General features: G+C 59.7%; 15 protein-coding genes, 1 tRNA gene and 1 pseudogene. 13 read left to right on the forward strand and 4 right to left on the reverse strand.

What is annotated here, in order from left to right; all coding sequences use genetic code 11:
* Positions 1 to 126: 126 nt before the first annotated feature.
* The 3 genes from BQ4888_RS11185 to uvsE form a co-directional block, all read right to left on the reverse strand.
* A complete protein-coding gene (locus BQ4888_RS11185; protein WP_092057339.1) occupies positions 127 to 1095 on the reverse strand; it encodes a calcium/sodium antiporter in 969 nt (322 codons plus the stop codon).
* Between the two features lie 116 nt (positions 1096 to 1211).
* Complete coding sequence (secF, locus tag BQ4888_RS11190; RefSeq protein WP_092057340.1) at positions 1212 to 2144, reverse strand: protein translocase subunit SecF; 933 nt, start codon at positions 2142 to 2144, stop codon at positions 1212 to 1214.
* Positions 2145 to 2878: 734 nt separating this feature from the next.
* Complete coding sequence (gene uvsE / locus BQ4888_RS11200) at positions 2879 to 3796, reverse strand: UV DNA damage repair endonuclease UvsE (RefSeq protein ID WP_092057342.1); 918 nt, start codon at positions 3794 to 3796, stop codon at positions 2879 to 2881.
* Between the two features lie 63 nt (positions 3797 to 3859).
* Between uvsE and BQ4888_RS11205 the strand changes: the two genes are divergently transcribed.
* The 9 genes and pseudogenes from BQ4888_RS11205 to BQ4888_RS11245 all read left to right on the forward strand — a co-directional run bounded on the left by BQ4888_RS11205 (position 3860) and on the right by BQ4888_RS11245 (position 10698).
* Positions 3860 to 4474 carry a chalcone isomerase family protein gene (locus tag BQ4888_RS11205; RefSeq protein WP_092057343.1) on the forward strand — a complete coding sequence of 205 codons (615 nt, stop codon included), beginning with the start codon at positions 3860 to 3862 and terminating at the stop codon, positions 4472 to 4474.
* 98 nt (positions 4475 to 4572) lie between these two features.
* A complete protein-coding gene (locus BQ4888_RS11210; RefSeq protein WP_092057344.1) occupies positions 4573 to 5025 on the forward strand; it encodes a pyridoxamine 5'-phosphate oxidase family protein in 453 nt (150 codons plus the stop codon).
* Between the two features lie 85 nt (positions 5026 to 5110).
* On the forward strand, positions 5111 to 5887 hold the full coding sequence (locus BQ4888_RS11215; protein ID WP_092057345.1) for a DUF1295 domain-containing protein: 777 nt from the start codon (positions 5111 to 5113) through the stop codon (positions 5885 to 5887).
* A gap of 25 nt (positions 5888 to 5912) precedes the next feature.
* Positions 5913 to 6305, forward strand: a complete 393-nt coding sequence (locus BQ4888_RS11220) for a DUF2177 family protein (RefSeq protein ID WP_240746335.1) — start codon at positions 5913 to 5915, stop codon at positions 6303 to 6305.
* A gap of 19 nt (positions 6306 to 6324) precedes the next feature.
* Positions 6325 to 7570, forward strand: a pseudogene (locus tag BQ4888_RS18000) (NAD(P)/FAD-dependent oxidoreductase).
* A 2-nt stretch (positions 7571 to 7572) separates the two neighbouring features.
* Entirely contained in the window at positions 7573 to 8352 is a 780-nt protein-coding gene (locus BQ4888_RS11230) for a DUF1365 domain-containing protein (RefSeq protein WP_092057347.1), read from the forward strand.
* Entirely contained in the window at positions 8349 to 9641 is a 1293-nt protein-coding gene (locus BQ4888_RS11235; RefSeq protein ID WP_092057348.1) for an SAM-dependent methyltransferase, read from the forward strand. The genes BQ4888_RS11230 and BQ4888_RS11235 overlap by 4 nt, the downstream gene beginning before the upstream one ends.
* The gene (locus tag BQ4888_RS11240; RefSeq protein WP_092057349.1) at positions 9638 to 10177 is read left to right on the forward strand and encodes a lipocalin family protein; all 540 of its coding nucleotides are present in this window, start codon (positions 9638 to 9640) and stop codon (positions 10175 to 10177) included. Before BQ4888_RS11235 ends, BQ4888_RS11240 begins: the two co-directional genes overlap by 4 nt.
* Positions 10174 to 10698, forward strand: a complete 525-nt coding sequence (locus tag BQ4888_RS11245) for a DUF2878 domain-containing protein (RefSeq protein WP_092057350.1) — start codon at positions 10174 to 10176, stop codon at positions 10696 to 10698. Before BQ4888_RS11240 ends, BQ4888_RS11245 begins: the two co-directional genes overlap by 4 nt.
* A gap of 267 nt (positions 10699 to 10965) precedes the next feature.
* On the opposite strand, the gene BQ4888_RS11250 is transcribed toward BQ4888_RS11245, so the two are convergent.
* A tRNA-Pro gene (locus BQ4888_RS11250) sits at positions 10966 to 11042 on the reverse strand.
* Positions 11043 to 11324: 282 nt separating this feature from the next.
* Here BQ4888_RS11250 and BQ4888_RS11255 point away from each other — a divergent pair.
* The 4 genes from BQ4888_RS11255 to BQ4888_RS11270 are packed head-to-tail and all read left to right on the forward strand — an operon-like array spanning position 11325 to position 16182.
* Positions 11325 to 12605 (forward strand): SPOR domain-containing protein, encoded by a 1281-nt coding sequence (locus BQ4888_RS11255; RefSeq protein ID WP_170232833.1) that lies wholly within the window; start codon positions 11325 to 11327, stop codon positions 12603 to 12605.
* A gap of 48 nt (positions 12606 to 12653) precedes the next feature.
* A complete protein-coding gene (locus BQ4888_RS11260) occupies positions 12654 to 13448 on the forward strand; it encodes a hypothetical protein (protein ID WP_092057352.1) in 795 nt (264 codons plus the stop codon).
* The gene (locus BQ4888_RS11265) at positions 13432 to 15576 is read left to right on the forward strand and encodes a TonB-dependent receptor (RefSeq protein WP_140396645.1); all 2145 of its coding nucleotides are present in this window, start codon (positions 13432 to 13434) and stop codon (positions 15574 to 15576) included. Before BQ4888_RS11260 ends, BQ4888_RS11265 begins: the two co-directional genes overlap by 17 nt.
* Positions 15577 to 15618: 42 nt before the next feature.
* Entirely contained in the window at positions 15619 to 16182 is a 564-nt protein-coding gene (locus BQ4888_RS11270) for a GNA1162 family protein (RefSeq protein WP_170232834.1), read from the forward strand.
* Positions 16183 to 16187: the final 5 nt, after the last annotated feature.

Here is a 16187-nt window from a genome sequence, read left to right on the forward strand (position 1 = left end):
CCGGGCTTCGACTCCGCTCAACTTCCGGGGAGCCGTCGGTCCCTGAGCGGAGTCGAAGGGAATCGTGGTCTCAGCCAGGGGACCAGGCGACGGCTGATGGGGGATGCGGCGGGCATGGTCTCTTCCTTAATTGAAAACGCCGACGACCAGATAGGCAGTATAGCCGACATAGCAGGCCAGGAGCACGGTGCCTTCGAGGCGGTTGATGCGACCGGGGCCGCGGAATCCGAAGCCGATGACGAAAAGGGCCAAGGTGAGAGCTCCCATGACCACCATATCCCGAGTCAAAACTTCAGGCGCGACCGGCATAGGTCGAATCGCGCCGGCAATGCCGACCACCGCCAGGGTGTTGAAGAGGTTGGAGCCGAGGATGTTGCCCAGGGCGATATCGTGCTCCCCCTTGCGTGCCGCGATGACCGAGGAAGCCAGTTCCGGCAGCGAAGTGCCGACGGCGACGATGGTCAGGCCGATGATCAGGTCGCTCACCCCGAAACCGTGGGCGATTTCCACCGCCCCCCAGACAAGGATGCGGGAACTGGCGATGAGCAGCAGCAAACCGACAACGACCCAGAGGAGCGCCCGGTTCATCGGCATCGTCTGACCGGTCAGTTCCGCCTCCATCTCCTGCCCCAGCGCATCGGTCTTTTTCCTCACCCCCTGAACAATCGTCCAGGTCATCAGCCCGGCGAAAACCCCCAGCAGCACCAGGGCGTCGATCCGGGTCAGGGCTCCATCCCCAATCTGCCAGGCCGCCAGCAGGGTCACGGCGGTTAACATCGGCAACTCCTTGCGCAGGACCTGCGAATGCACGGCAATCGGGCTGATCAGGGCGGTGATCCCGAGAATCAGGGCGATATTGGTGATGTTCGAGCCGTAGGCGTTGCCCAGGGCGATCCCTGGGTTGTTCTGCATCGCCGCGAGGGCCGATACCAGCATTTCCGGCGCCGAGGTACCGAAGCCGACGATCACCATGCCGATCAACAGCGGCGGCATGCCGAAGTGCCGGGCGACCGAGGCGGAGCCGTCGACAAAGCGGTCGGCGCTCCAGACGAGAAGAACCAAACCAAAAAGCACGGCCAAAAACGGGACAAGCATAACGATTCCTCCGTGAAGATTGTTCCGATCAGTTTACAACGGACGGGGATTTTCGTTCATCAAAACCACTCCATGAAGGCCGAACCGGACCAACCTCCGGTCCGGCCTTTCGTCGATTATTTAAGAGGTTCCACCCCGGGCCGCCGGCTTAGGGATGGACGATGCTTTTCCCAGAAGAGAATCAGGGCGCTGGCGACGAAGACGGTGGAATAGGTTCCGGCAATGACACCCACGAGCATGGCGAAGGCGAAGCCGTGGATGACGTTCCCGCCGAAGAGATACAGGGAAAGCACAACCAGCAGGGTTGTTCCCGAGGTCAGAATGGTGCGGGACAGGGTTTCGTTGATGCTGCGATTGACCGTCTCCGGAAAGGTTTCATCCAGATTCCGGTCGAGTTTTTCACGAATGCGGTCGAAGATGACGATGGTGTCGTTGAGGGAGTAGCCGATGATGGTCAGCATCGCCGCGACAATGGTCAGGTCGATCTCGATGTCGAAGATGGAGAGAAACCCCAGGGTGACGAGCACGTCATGGGCCAGCGCCACGATGGCGGCCACGCCGGAGCGAAATTCAAAGCGCCAGGAAATGTAGATCAGCGTGCCGATCATGGCGTAAGCCAGGGACAGCAGTCCCTTGGTCCGCAGATCCTTGCCCACCTGCGGGCCGACCATTTCACTGCGCAACACCTCCAGGCCGCTGTCGTCCGAGCCGTTTTTCAGCGCCTGTTCGATTTTTTGCGTGAAATGGCTCATTTCATCCTCGGTCTGCTGCGCCCGAATGAGAAATTCGTTCTCCCCGTCGCCAAACTGCTGGACGGTCAGGGACTCCAGCGTCAATTCCGCCAGATAGTCTTTGATGATGGACGCTGTAACCGGGCCGGAGAAACGGACCTGAACCAGGGTGCCGCCGGAAAAGTCGACGCCGTAGCTGGGGCCGCCCTTGAGGACCAGGGACAGGGCGCCGGCGAGGATCACCAGCAGGCACAGAATGACGGCGATGCGGTTTTTACCGACGAAATCGAAATTACTTTTGGGGTTGATGATCTGCATAAGGTCTCCCAGGCTATTGCCGAGGGGGCGAAAGCATGCCCCGGCGGCAGCAGGTCGAAGGCAAAAGGGGGCACGATGATCGAGGTACCTACGAGGATGCGAGTCTCGCCGGCAGAGGACGGATCACGCCCAAAGGGCGCCGGAACAACCGACCTGCCGGCGGCAGGCGCCAAGGGGCTTTCCCTGTTTGCGAGTTGTCGCGAACAGGCCTACAAACTTCGAATTATGCGCTGGGGGGGAGGGCGGGGAAGGGACGGAGACTGCCAGACGGCTGGGAGAAGAAGCGAAGGGGCATTGTCCCAGAGAGGGCACGGGAGCGCTACCCTGGAATCGGTAATGCAGGTCCCGATTGCGGGAAGGGCGATAAAGACGTCGATGAGGGGCTGAACGGAGGTGGATTTCTGCGTAGGTGTCGCCACCAACTCCAGCGCAGCCGTGGGGGCGGCGAGGCTGTCGTATTGTCGGGATAGTTGGGAGGGAGCGGGGGGGAAGGCCAAACCCAGGGCCAGGCTGAAGGCGACGACCAACCAGGTCCAGAGGAGGACTGCCCGTGAAAAGTTGTGCCGTGAGAGGGTTTGTCCTGACATGCTCGCCGTCCGCTTTCCTTTGCCGCAACCATCGAATGTGGGCGCATCGTAGATGAGCGTCACGGGGAAGTCCAGCGAATTAAAAGGGACGCGGGACCCACGCATGAGAGGGTGTTTCAGGGGGTCGTTAACGGCCTGTCGTCTTTCTCACGAGCATTGATCCTTGCCGCTTTTCAATTCCGTCATCAACTTAACCACCGCCCGTTCCTTGGCTTTGGCTTCGATATCGACCGTCATGGTCCGTCCCCTCCAGCAGGAGGGCACATCCGCCGGATCGATGTAATCGGCGTGGGGCTTGGGATCTCTCGCGGCCCAGCCGTCCCGGGGGGACGACAGATGGCAGTAGGGCTCGCGATGGGAGATCCTCCAGGTTTCCGCCGCCAGTTGGGTCGCCTCCTCGATGGACAGACCGTCGGGATGACAGCGGTGATGGTGGACATCGTACACGAGGGGAATGGAAAGCCGCGCGCAGGTCGGCAACAGATCGCGCACGCTGTAGCTTTGGTCATCATTTTCCAGCGTCAGCCGGGTTCTGACGGCTTCGGGAAGATCGGCGAAAACCTGATAGAATCTTTCCAGCGCCAGCTGTTTGTCGCCATAGACGCCTCCGGCATGGACATTGATGATATCCGCGCCCACTTCCTCCGCCAAGGAGGCTTGGTACTCCAGTTCACGGATTGAACTGGCGACTACCGCCGGATGCGGCGAAGACAATACGACAAACTGATCAGGATGAAAGCTGAGGCGGAGGTCATGCCGGCGGGCAAAAGTCCTGGTCTCGCCCAGCAGGCGCCTGATGGCATCCCCCTCGGGGAGGTCGTCGAGGTCGTAGCCGACTTCCGGGTGGGTCATGCGCGGGAACAGAGGCGACATGATGCGAAAGGCGCCGATGCCGAGCCTGTGGCAGGCTTGTACGGCGTGCAGCAGATTGCGGGCATTGTCATGACAGAGAGCGGACAGTTTAAGGAGCTGTTCGCTCCGGGGCATGGCGCGCAGCGCTTTGGCGGTAGTCGTGCGGAAGGCAATGTTCTCATCCTTGAACAGGCAGCATAAACCAAAACGCATAGGGCTGGACCTCATCATTCGGTACGAGCACAGGTGATTCAGTCTTCGAAAGGGAATGGCCGGATGACTCAACCACGGGGCATGTTCTCACACTTGAAACCTCTTTGCCACCGCCGTGGCTGGGTCTTTTGTCTACTGCTGCTGGCGCTCAATTTCATGATCCCCGCCCCCGCGAACGCCCTGACCGTTGAAAATATTACCTTTGCCGACAGCACCATCATCGGAGGAAAACCGGTGCCGCTGCGCAATGCGGCATTGCTGCGCTATCTGAAGGTGATAAAGGCCTACGTGGCGGCCCTCTACCTGCCGGAGGGGGTCAAGGCGGAAGCGGTCCTCTCCGATGTGCCGAAACGTCTTGAACTCAGCTACCTGGTGTCGATCCAGGGGCCGGATTTCGACAAGGGAGCCGCACCGGTTCTCGCCCGCAACCAGACTTCGGCGGAACTTTCCCGGTTGCAAGGGCGCCTCGACAAGCTCAATGCCGCCTACCGGGACGTCAAGCCCGGGGATCGCTACACCCTGACCTATCTGCCGGGACGGGGAACGGAACTCGCCCTGAACGGCAGTCCGCTGATCGTCATCGAGGGGGCCGATTTCGCCGCCGCCTATTTCGGCATCTGGCTGGGGCGCGACCCGATCGATGAAAAGCTCAAGCGTAATCTGCTGAGAGAACGTTGATAGGAAGATATTTCCGACCGGCACCCGTCTTCCGCTGACGGTTACGGAGCTGCGACAGCGAGGATCAAACGTATGCGGGAAGAGGAGCCGCACCGGCAATGAACAACACCGCTGAAGGGCAGGATATTCTCCGGGAACTTTGCGTCGGGCAGCCGTTGGCCGTGCTGGCCACCGACGCCGGAGGTGAACCGTACACCAGTCTGGTGGCGGTCGCCGTCACCCCGGACCTGCGCCGGCTGTATTTCGCCACACTCCGAGCCACCCGTAAATGGGCCAATTTGTCCGGGAACCCTCACGTCTCCCTGCTGATGGACAACCGCGGTAAACAGGTGACCGATTTCAGCCGGGCGGCCGCCGCTACGATCATCGGCCTGGCCGAGGAATTGCGTGGAACCGAATTGGAGACCGGACTGGCCATATTCCTTGGGCGCCATCCGCATCTGAACGAGTTCACCGCGTCGCCGGCTTGCGCCCTGTTCCGGGTACGGATAGCGAGCATCTACCTGGTCACCCGTTTTCAGAACGTCACGGAATTCCATTTTTCTCCATGAACCATCCGTCCACACACGTCATCGACCTGGCGGTAGGGGTGGATGGCTACCTGGGCGTCATCACCGCGGCAGAGGGAGAAACAGCATGACAACCGTTTTTCTGATAACGGCAGCGGCCATTCTGCTCTACATGACCGGTTGGTTCATCGCCGCACAAGTTCGTGGTCGCAACGATATCGCCGATGTGGCCTGGGGTTTGGGGTTCATTCTGGCGGCAGGCGTATCACTGGTCGTCGCGGGTGTCTATCCGCCGCGGGGTCTGCTGGTCTCGGCGCTGGTGCTGGTCTGGGGGATCCGGCTGGCAGCCCACATTCACAGCCGCGACCGGGGTAAGGGTGAAGATAAGCGCTACCGGAAGTGGCGCGAGGAGTGGGGCAAGTGGTTCGTGCTCCGCTCATTCCTGCAGGTCTTTATGCTCCAGGGCGTACTGCTAGTGATGGTGGCCCTGCCGGTGATCTTCGTCAACCAGGCGCCGCCGGTGCCCCTGGGGTGGTTCGATCTGCTTGGCCTGGCGATCTGGCTGACCGGGTTCACTTTTGAGACCGTGGGTGACCGGCAATTGCTGAACTTTATCCGCGACCCGGCCAACAAAGGAAAATTGATGACTTCGGGTCTATGGCGTTACACCCGACACCCCAACTACTTCGGCGAGGTGACTCTCTGGTGGGGGATCTGGCTGATGACCCTGGCTCTGCCGGGGGGCTGGCTGACGATCATTGGCCCGATCACCATCACCTTCCTGATTCTGCAAGTCTCCGGCATCCCCATGCTGGAAAAACACTACGAAGATCGCGCCGATTTTCAGGAGTACAAGCGCCGCACCAGCGCCTTCTTTCCGCTGCCCCCTAAAGGAGGGATCTGACATGCCGCACGTCTTCAAGGTCTACTTGCTCTGCCTGCCTTTCACCCTGCTGTTGGATTACCTCTGGCTGGCCAAGCTGATGCAGGGCTTTTATCTCAAAGAGCTCGGCCCCTACGCCCGGGTCCGGGGCACCACCATTATCCCGGTTTATTGGGCCGCCGCCATCGTCTACCTGCTGCTGCCGCTGGGGATTGTGCTCTTCGCGCTGCCGCAGGTCGATCCGGAACACCTTGCGGCCTCTTCCCTGGCCTGGGGCGCCCTGTTCGGCCTGGTCGTCTACGGGGTCTACGACATGACCAATATGGCCACGCTGGAGCGCTGGCCGGTTCGGATGGTCTGGGTCGATATCTGCTGGGGCGGCTTCCTCTGTGGGGCAACAACCTGGTTCGCAGCGCTGGCATCGCTGTGGCTACAGTGACCACCGCGAGGATATACCCATGAAGATCGCGATTATCGGCGGTGGCATTTCCGGTTTGACCACGGCGCATCTGCTGTGCGGCGAACACGACATCACCCTGTTCGAGGCCAATGATTATCCGGGGGGCCACACCAACACGCTGGATGTGTCCCATGCCGGCACCCGCTACGCGGTGGACACCGGTTTCATCGTCTTCAACGAGCGCACCTACCCCAACTTTATCCAGTTGCTGGAGCGTCTCCGTGTCCCGTCGCAGCCGAGCGTGATGAGCTTCTCCGTTGTTTGCGAAACGACCGGGCTGCAATACCGCGCGAGCAACCTGGACAGTTTTTTCGCCCAGCGCAAGAACCTGCTCAGCCTGTCCTTCTGGCGGATGTTGCTGGAGATATTCCGCTTCAACCGCTCTTCGGCGGAATTGTACGGCAGCAGCGACCTGAGTCTGACGCTGGGGGACTACCTCCGCAGCAACGGCTATTCTCCCTTGTTCATCGAAAAGTTTCTGATCCCCATGGGCGCGGCGGTCTGGTCGGCCGACCCGGCACAATTTTTGGAATTCCCGGCGGCGGCCTTCGTGCAGTTCTTCACCAATCACGGCATGCTCAATATTGTCGATCAGCCCACTTGGCGCGTCATCAAAGGTGGCTCCCGCCAGTATGTCGAGCCTCTGATCAGTCCCTTCCGCGACCGGATCCGTCTGTCAACTCCAGTGGAACGGGTGCGGCGTTTCGCCGACCGGGTGACGATTACCCCCCCGCGGTGGCGAGCCGGAGACGTTTGACCATGTGGTTCTGGCCTGCCACAGCGACCAGGCGCTGGCGCTGCTGGCGGACCCGACCGATGGGGAACGGGAACTGCTCGGAGCCATCCCCTACCAGAAAAACGATACGGTACTGCATACCGACAGCCGCTTGCTACCGTCCCTTCCCAAGGCCCGCGCCAGCTGGAACTGCCTGCTTCCGCGAACGCAGCAGGGGGGCGTGGTGCTGACCTACTGGATGAACCTGCTGCAGACCCTCAATGCACCGGTCGATTTCTGCGTGACCCTCAACAATCCGGAAGCCATTGATCCAAACGCGATCATTCGCCGTCTGCTCTATCACCATCCGGTCTACTCAGCGGCTGCCTTCGCCGCACAAAAGCGCCGGGACGAGATCAGCGGCGTCAACCGCACCTCCTATTGCGGCGCCTACTGGAGTTGGGGATTTCATGAGGACGGCGTCAAGAGTGCCCTGGCTGTCTGTCAACAGTTCGAAAAGGGACTTTAGCCATGGAAAGCTGCCTGTATACCGGCCAGGTCGGCCATCAACGCCTGTCACCGATCGGTAATGCCTTCCGTTACAGCCTGTTCTTTCTCTATCTCGACCTGGCCGAGTTGGAAACTGTCTTTGCGAACCGCTGGCTCTGGTCGGTGGAGAAATCGAACTGGGCCAGTTTTCGCCGCTCCGATCATTTTCGCCCTGAATCTCTGCCGCTGGACCGTGCGGTGCGCGACGAAGTTGAACGACAGCTGGGGGGGAGGCCGAGGGGGCCTATCCGCCTGCTGACCCATCTGCGCTATCTGGGCTACTGCTTCAACCCGATCAGCATCTATTACTGCTTTGCCGAAGATGGGCAGACTCTGGACGCCTTCCTGATCGAGATCCACAACACCCCCTGGGGGGAAGAGTATCTGCGCGCCTTTGCTGCCCGGACCGATCACCGCGACGGTGACTGGTACCGGTACCGGCTGGACAAGGAGTTTCATGTTTCCCCCTTCATGCCGATGGATATCGTTTATGACTGGCGTTTCACCGCCCCGGGAGAACAATTGGCCGTCCACATGACCAACAATCGCCAGGGGGCCGAGGTTTTCAGCGCCTCGCTGCAGCTGCGACGGCAGCCGCTGACCGGCGGGAATCTGGCCGGCGCCCTGCTGCGCTGGCCGTTCATGACCGCCAAGGTCATCGCCGCAATCTACTGGCAGGCGCTGCGCCTGAAATGGAAGGGGGTGCCCTTTTACACCCATCCGGAACAGCTTGATATCAGGAAAGGACGCTACAGCCGATGAACCGGAACGAACAGACCTGCAGCACCTATCCGCGGAATGGGTCAACGAGGTTCGGCATCATCAATAAGCTGGCCCGGAGCCTGGTGCTGAAGAGCCTGGCGACGATCGAGGAGGGGGGGCTTACCCTGATTGACGGAGGCGAACACCATGAGTTCGGTCGGCAGGGATCCGAGTTGACCGCCACGGTGCGCGTCCAACACCCGGACTTTTACCGGCGGGTGGCTTTCGGCGGAACGATCGCCGCCGGGGAAAGCTACATGGACGGTCTCTGGAGTTGCAGCGACCTGACCGCCCTGATCCGGATCATGGTACGCAATCAGGAGGCCCAGCAGGAGTTGGAGGGGGGGCTGGCCAAATTGACCGTTCCGCTCCAGAGACTGCTTCATCGCCTCAACGACAACACCCGGAGGGGCAGCCGCAGGAACATCGCCGCCCACTACGACCTGGGCAACGATTTCTATCGGCTCTTCCTCGACCCGACCATGGTCTATTCCTGCGGCATTTTTGAACGGGCCGACAGCACCCTGGAGGAAGCATCGACCGCCAAGTTTGACCGCATCTGCCGCAAGCTGGGGCTGGCACCCGGCATGCGGGTGCTGGAGATCGGCACCGGCTGGGGCGGCTTTGCCATCCATGCCGCCCGGAATTACGGTTGTCATATTACGACCACCACGATCTCTCGGCAGCAGCACGACCTGGCGGCGGAAAAAATCGCGGATTGCGGGCTAAAGCAGCAGATCACCCTGTTGCAGCGGGACTATCGTGACCTGACAGGGCAGTTCGACCGACTGGTTTCCATCGAGATGATCGAAGCGGTCGGCCACCGACACCTGCCGGTCTATTTCCGCACCTGCTCGGAACGGCTGAAGTCGGACGGCGCCGCCCTGATCCAGGCTATCACCATGCCCGATCACCAGTATTCGCGCTACCTGAAGGCCCCGGACTTCATCAACCGCTATATTTTTCCCGGTAGTTGCTGCCCGTCGCTGCAGGCCATCACTGCAGCCGTCGCCCGAGAAACGGACTTGCGCCTGACCCATCTGGAGGACATCACCCCCCATTACGCCCGGACCCTGCGGGAATGGCGAAACGCCTTTTATGCCCATCTGGAACAGGTCAGGGGGATGGGCTTCGATGACCGCTTTGTCCGGATGTGGGAGTTTTATCTCTGCTACTGCGAAGGGGGATTTGCGGAGCGCTTCACCGGCAACCTGCAACTGTTGTTCACCAAGCCGTTGTATCGCGGTGAGCCGTTGCTGCCGCCGTTGGCCGGGAATGCATACCCATGAAACATATCCTTCTGACGCTTTCCCTGCTGCTGACGACCGCTTGCAGCGCCTCTTTGCCGCCGCTCAAGACGATCGACAACGTCGACATCCAGCGTTTCATGGGGGCCTGGTATGTGATTGCCTGCATTCCGACCTTCATCGAGACCGAGGCCTACAACGCTGTCGAGACCTACCGGCTTGATCCGGACGGCAGCATCGACACGGTCTTCACTTTCAACAAGGGGGGCTTCGACGGCCCGCGCAAACGCTACAACCCGCGCGGCTTCATTGTCGATACGGTCAATAATGCGACCTGGGGGATGCGGTTTGTCTGGCCGTTCAAAGCCGAGTATCTGATCACTCACCTCAACGAGGATTACACCCAGACCGTCATTGGTCGCAACAAGCGCGACTATGTCTGGATCATGGCCCGCAGCCCGCAGATTCCCGAGGCGGATTATCTGCGGCTGGTAAAGGAGCTGGAGGGGCAGGGCTACGACATCACCAAACTACGCCGGGTGCCCCATCTCCCGCCGAACAACGGAACCCAGCCATGAATGATCTGACCCGCAAGACGGTCAATGCGCTGCTGTTCCAGGCGGCCTGGTTCGCCGCCGTGCTGGGCGCGGCCCGGGGGTTGTTCTGGCTCGGTCCGCTGAGCATGATCCCGGTTCTGGCGCTCCACCTGGCCCTTCAGGAGGATCGGCGCGGTGAAGCCAAGCTGCTTCTGATCGCGGCTCTGCTTGGCTTCATCTTTGACACAGTATTCGTGGCGAGCGGTGTCTTCATGCCGTTGCAGCACCTTTTCCCCCGGCCTTTCAGTCCGCCCTGGATGATCTGCCTCTGGCTGAACTTTGCCGCCACCCTCAACGTCTCCATGGTCTGGCTGCGGCACCGCTACCTGCTTGCGGCTCTTTTCGGAGCGATCGGTGGACCTTTGGCCTATTACGGCGGCGCAAAACTTGGCGCAACCGAGGCCTTGCCGACCCTGTCCGGCCTGCTGCTCTTGGCCGTCGGCTGGGGAGTTATGACCCCACTTCTGGTCCGGTTGGCAAAGGTTCTCGTCAGCGAAAAATAGATGCCGACTAAAACGACTCTTCCGTCAACCCTCGCCATTGGCGCGTTATCTCAACAAGGCATGGAAGGGAGTTTCTTAGTTCCACCATAACAGTGCGCGGAAAGGAGTTTCTGCACGCCACCACAGAACCATGCCGGGAACCCCTACGGGAACCCGGCTTTTTTTCTTGCCTTCAGGGAACAGCAACCAAACAGCAACCAGAAAGCACTTTCCCCTAAAACGCAAAAAGGCCACCCCGCTTGGAGTGGCCTAAGTGCTTGATTTTAATGGTCGGGGCGAAAGGATTTGAACCTTCGACCCCCTGCTCCCGAAGCAGGTGCGCTACCAGGCTGCGCTACGCCCCGACATGGTTTTTTTCATGAACAACGGAAGGGATATTTACCATGGGCGATTAAAAAAGGCAAGGTTATTTTCAGGTGCTGCTGATTCGAGAAAGGGGGAATGTGAGTTACGTTTACAATTCAAAGTTGGTTTGCTATAATCGGCGCCGCCGAGGGGGCGATATGCACCATAAATGGAAAAGAGTGTCGAAATTGCAGTTATTTATGTCGTTGCGCCTGGTTTTTTTAATCCTGGTCGGGCTAGGCTCGTTCTTTGTTCCGTCCCTGCTTTGGGCGGCTGCCGCGGTGCAGCCGGTTCGTTGCATCGGGATGGTTGCCAATGACAATGTCGGTAACGACCTCTCCTATCCTTCCTCTCTTTTTTACGATCCCGCCGCCGACGAGATTTACGTCACCAGTCCGTTGAAGAACAAACTAGTTCTTTTCACCGCCGATTATTTTCCCTACATGTCCGTGGGTGCCGGGCGCGGCCTGCACAGTGTTACCAGCTGTTATGTGTCCGACAATCGCCTCTATGCCTGTGCCGGGGCGAGCAAGGACGAGCCCCGTGGGCATCTGGTCATGCTCGACGGCGCCTTTCTGCCTGAGGGCAAAATCTTCTTTTCGGGGTTTGAAGGGGCCGATGTCTTTCTGCCGCGCAAGGTGGTGGTCGGGGCCAACGGCAACATCTACGTGACGGGTCTGACCGGTGTCGGCGTCGTCGTTCTCGATCCCGCCGGAAATTTCCTGAAGACGATCGAGCCCCGGGACGATGTGCTCGGAGTGACCGAGCAGGTGGCGATCATCTCCATGACGGTCGGCGCTAACGGTAATCTCTATCTGCTCAGTGAGGGGATGGGGCGGGTTTACGTTTACGACCGCAACGAAAAATTTCTCTACAAATTCGGTCAGAAGGGGGGGGAATCCGGCAAGTTGGCCCGCCCCCGGGGGCTGGCCGTGGATGATCGGGCCGGACGGGTCTATGTGGTCGACTATCAGCGGCATGCGGTCTCCGCTTTTTCCCTCGAAGGGGAATTTCTGTTCGAGTTCGGCGGCATGGGGCAGGCGCGCGGTTGGCTGAACTATCCCAGTGATGTCTGTGTCGACAGCTTCGGTCGCGTCATCGTCGCCGATACCTTTAACCATCGGATCCAGATTTACGAAGTGGTGGGCGACGGTGCCGCAACGGCACCCGTGACGGCTTTGCCCGAAGCCCCCGGGGCGGAGATTGCGGAGGTTGAAGAGACAGCCGAGGAAGTGTCGGCACCGGAAGAGGCCGTCGTTGCGACTCCCCCGACGGATAAACGGGTCGATCGCGACAAGGCTCCGGAGGTTCTGCCGGAAGCGCCGCGCGACGATTATGTCTTGCAGGTGGCTTTCGCCCGCGAGCCCGAAGCCGCTCAGGCCCTGCTGGAGCGGTTGGCGGCCGGGGGCTACCAGGTCTTTATTTATGAAGTCGACCGGGGGGACAAAGGTCTCTGGTACAAGGTGCTGATCGGTCCTTTTGTCGAGAAGGCCGAGGCCGAGGCGATGGCGGCCCGGTTGAAGGCGGAAGAGAAGCTGACGGCGATCGTGAGCAAGCGTTAGGGCACGGGAGCGGGGGTGATGGTGGGTCGGAATTCAAGGATACGCGTCATGGGCAGGGCTTTTTTGTTGCTGCTGTCGGTTGTATCCTTCGTGTCGGGGATCTTTGCCGGCGTTCCGGTTCGGGCCGAGAGCGTGCTCATCTACCTCGAAGCGGACGACTGTCAAAAGTGCCACGTGCAAGAGATTCGGGATATCGAAAGTCGCGGCGGCCTGCACAAGACGGCCGTCACCTGCCTGGATTGTCATGTCGAGCATCCGCCCCGGGGGACGGAGGCGATCCCCGAATGCACCCGTTGCCACGAGCCGGAAAAGAACAGTCACTATACCGTCGGCAACTGTCGCGGCTGTCATCCCGCCCACCGTCCCCGGGATATCGAGTTCTCGGGAACGTCGCGGGTCACGCCGGCCTGTGCGTCCTGTCATCCCCATCAGGGAAAGCAGCTGGAGGACTATCCGAGCGCCCATACGCTGCTCGACTGCACGGAATGCCACAGCCGGCATGGAGAGTTTTTCAGGTGTCAAGAGTGCCACGATCCGCATACGCCGGACATGGTCTATGAAGACTGCCTCGGCTGCCATAAACCGCATATGCCCTCCAAGGTCGCTTACGACAACTTTGTTCCGTCGCGTTTCTGCGCCGGATGCCATCCGGCGGAAACCGAGCAGTTGGCACAGTCCCCCACCAAACATCGGGATCTTTTGTGCGTCTACTGCCACAAGGATCAGCACAAGCGGATTCCCCAGTGCGTGACCTGTCACCGGATGCCTCATAACCAGGCGTTCCACGAAAAATTTCCTGACTGTAACGCCTGTCACGGAGGCCCTCATGCCTTGCAGAAATAGCATGCGCCTGCTGGCTGTTTTGGGCCTGGCGCTGCTACTGGTTGGCCCGCATCGGGCCGTCGCGGACCCTTTTTCCGTTTCCGGAAATTTGAATTATCGGGAAAACGGCGGCGACGACATGGATACTCAGCGGGCCCTCAATCAGTCCTATAATCTTAATTTTATTAAACAGTTGAGTTCGTCGATGGATTTCTCGGCGGCGACCCGTTATAACAATTATCAGGATTTTAAAGGCACTGACGACAACGACAGCAACTCCATCAACCCTTCGGCCGCTTTCGACCTGCGCAATGAATGGTTCTCGCTCAACCTGAACGGCTCGCAAAACCGGATGAATGATGACGATTCACCGCCGTTGTTCAATCGAACCTGGGGCGGCAATCTCTACAGCCAGATCGAAAAGTGGCCGAATCTGCGTTTGCACTACAACCAGAGTCAACTCTGGGATGATCAGCGCGACCATGATCAGGATGTCGAATCGACCGATTACGGCGGTAGCGTAGAATACACCTGGAAAAGCCTGGCCATGCTCTATGATTTTCGCCGGGGCGAGTCGGATGATCTGGTGGAGGATATCAATACCGAAACCCTGAACCATTATGCTCAGCTCAAATATACGGAAAGCTTCTTTCGCGATCGCCTTTCGATCGGCGCGAGCCAACAGTATTCCTCCAGCGAGATCGACACCGATGCCGCCGTTGGGGAGGACGGCGTGGTCATGCAGCCGATCTTCCTGACGTCCGGTCTTTCTGCCGTCGGCAAGATCGATCCCCGTTTTGTCGAGTTGAACCCCGCCGCCGGGCTGATCGATAACGACACGGCAACGGACAGTGTGCAGATTTTGCCGCAGGACAGCGACGAATATGTTCATCTCGGGATCGAGACCAGTTTCCAGCCGGTCAGCCGGATGGAGGTTTATTTCGATAAATTGCTGACCCCTGGGGAAGAGGGCGCGCTGACCGGGGCGATCTGGACCGTTTATCGGAGCGACGACAATCGCACCTGGGATCGAGTGCGACAAATTGCCCCGACGTTCGATATCAAGGCGGGGCGCTCGCTGGTCTATGTCGATCTCGCGGTTCCGGTGACGGACCAGTATCTCAAGGTGGTCGTATCGTCGATCAACATTCAGCCATTGGCTACGCCTGTCTTTGTGACCGAAGTCCGGGCGGGGGAGCTGATTTTCACCACGGCCGACCGGCTGAAAACCTCAAGCAAGTTCGTCAGCCACCAGACCCAACTCAATATCGGCTACCGTCCGGCGCCGGGCTGGTCAACGGGGTACAGCATGCGCCGGGTGCTTAATCTGCCGGAGTCGGATCTGGATAACCTCCAGACCACGCATGCCCTCAATACGTCCTATGCTCCGAGCCGGTATTTCGCTATGGCCCTCGGTGCGAGCGAAACTCGGGATAATACCCAAAACGACAACTTGGCGAGAACCCTGATTCGTTCCTATTCGGCGGCGTTCAACTCTTCCCCTCTCGACACCCTGGATGTCTCCCTGGGCTATACCCGGACTTACGGCTACGAGGGAGACGAGGAAACGGACCGGGGGGATACCATCCACGGCAATATCGCCGCGGAAATTTTCCCCGATTGGACCATGAGTTTTTCACCCTCTTGGACCCGAAACTACAGTTTTCCCACGGCTGAAGAAGAAGCGGAGGGCAATGCGAATGCCACGACGACCACCTACGGTTTCGTCCTGACCAGCAGCGCCCGTCTCACTCCGCGCCTGAATCTGACCGGCAACTGGAACTACGCGCACAGCACGTCCGATTCGGAAAGTGAACTCGAAGAGGCGAGGGCGACGAGTTCCCGCCAGTATGGCGCGACCCTGAGCTATCGTCCTTCCGATGTGCTGCTGCTCAGCACCAGTTACCGCCGCGATGTCGATGCGGACGATACGTCCCTTTCCGGCACCCTGGCCTGGCTGTTGACCCGGACTCTGCAACTTAACGCCGGGGCCTCTTTCGGAATGGAGTCGGACGATTCCGACCAGTACACCAGCACCATCAACTGGTCGGTGAGCCGCAACCTGGCCCTGCAGGCCGGCGGTGCCTATCAGGTAGCGAAGAGCGGAAATGTCTGGAGTCTGATGAGCAGTCTCAATGCCCACTACTGACCCATGAGAATCAATTTTGTGCTAATGAAAGAGGTGATGAACGTGCGAAAATTTGCCTTGTCGCTGATGTTCGTGAGTCTGCTCGGCGGTTGTTCCACTCCCCGGCACTACGCCGCCGAAGCCCTGGGGCTCGGTTATGTGAAGCGGATCGTCATTCTCCCCTTCGAAAACCATACGGAATCCAAATTCGCCGAGGAACGCTTCCGCGATGTCGTCGCCACCGAGATTCTCAGCCGGGGCCTCTTCGATATCATCGAGAAGGGGGAAGCCCAGCGCTTTTTGCGCGAGGAGCTGGTGCGCAAGGAGCAGGAGACCCTCGATACGGCCGCTGCCCAGCGTTTAGGGGAAGAGCTGGGGGTCGAGGCCTATCTGGCCGGGGCCGTTCAGGATTTCGGGGAGAAGCAGAACGGGACGTACACCTTTCCCCTGGTTTCCGCCACCCTGCGCCTGGTCGACGTCAAGACCGGCCAGATCATCTGGCAGTCGAGTGCCAGCGAGAGCGGCTACCGTACCGTCGACCGACTTTTCGGTTTTGTCAGCGACGACATCAGCCATGTCAGCTTCCGCTTAGCCGGTCGCATGCTGAACACCCTGCAGAAGGATTAATTGCT

Origin of the sequence: Desulfuromonas acetexigens (genome assembly GCF_900111775.1) — a bacterium.
GTDB lineage: Bacteria > Desulfobacterota > Desulfuromonadia > Desulfuromonadales > Trichloromonadaceae > Trichloromonas > Trichloromonas acetexigens.

Excerpts from the sequence above, each read along its gene's own strand:
- BQ4888_RS11185 (WP_092057339.1), bottom strand. The coding sequence starts at position 1,095 with ATGCTTGTCCCGTTTTTGGCCGTGCTTTTTGGTTTGGTTCTTCTCGTC.
- secF (WP_092057340.1), bottom strand. The coding sequence starts at position 2,144 with ATGCAGATCATCAACCCCAAAAGTAATTTCGATTTCGTCGGTAAAAAC.
- uvsE (WP_092057342.1), bottom strand. The coding sequence starts at position 3,796 with ATGCGTTTTGGTTTATGCTGCCTGTTCAAGGATGAGAACATTGCCTTC.
- BQ4888_RS11205 (WP_092057343.1), top strand. The coding sequence starts at position 3,860 with ATGACTCAACCACGGGGCATGTTCTCACACTTGAAACCTCTTTGCCAC.
- BQ4888_RS11210 (WP_092057344.1), top strand. The coding sequence starts at position 4,573 with ATGAACAACACCGCTGAAGGGCAGGATATTCTCCGGGAACTTTGCGTC.
- BQ4888_RS11215 (WP_092057345.1), top strand. The coding sequence starts at position 5,111 with ATGACAACCGTTTTTCTGATAACGGCAGCGGCCATTCTGCTCTACATG.
- BQ4888_RS11230 (WP_092057347.1), top strand. The coding sequence starts at position 7,573 with ATGGAAAGCTGCCTGTATACCGGCCAGGTCGGCCATCAACGCCTGTCA.
- BQ4888_RS11235 (WP_092057348.1), top strand. The coding sequence starts at position 8,349 with ATGAACCGGAACGAACAGACCTGCAGCACCTATCCGCGGAATGGGTCA.
- BQ4888_RS11240 (WP_092057349.1), top strand. The coding sequence starts at position 9,638 with ATGAAACATATCCTTCTGACGCTTTCCCTGCTGCTGACGACCGCTTGC.
- BQ4888_RS11245 (WP_092057350.1), top strand. The coding sequence starts at position 10,174 with ATGAATGATCTGACCCGCAAGACGGTCAATGCGCTGCTGTTCCAGGCG.
- BQ4888_RS11260 (WP_092057352.1), top strand. The coding sequence starts at position 12,654 with ATGGGCAGGGCTTTTTTGTTGCTGCTGTCGGTTGTATCCTTCGTGTCG.
- BQ4888_RS11265 (WP_140396645.1), top strand. The coding sequence starts at position 13,432 with ATGCCTTGCAGAAATAGCATGCGCCTGCTGGCTGTTTTGGGCCTGGCG.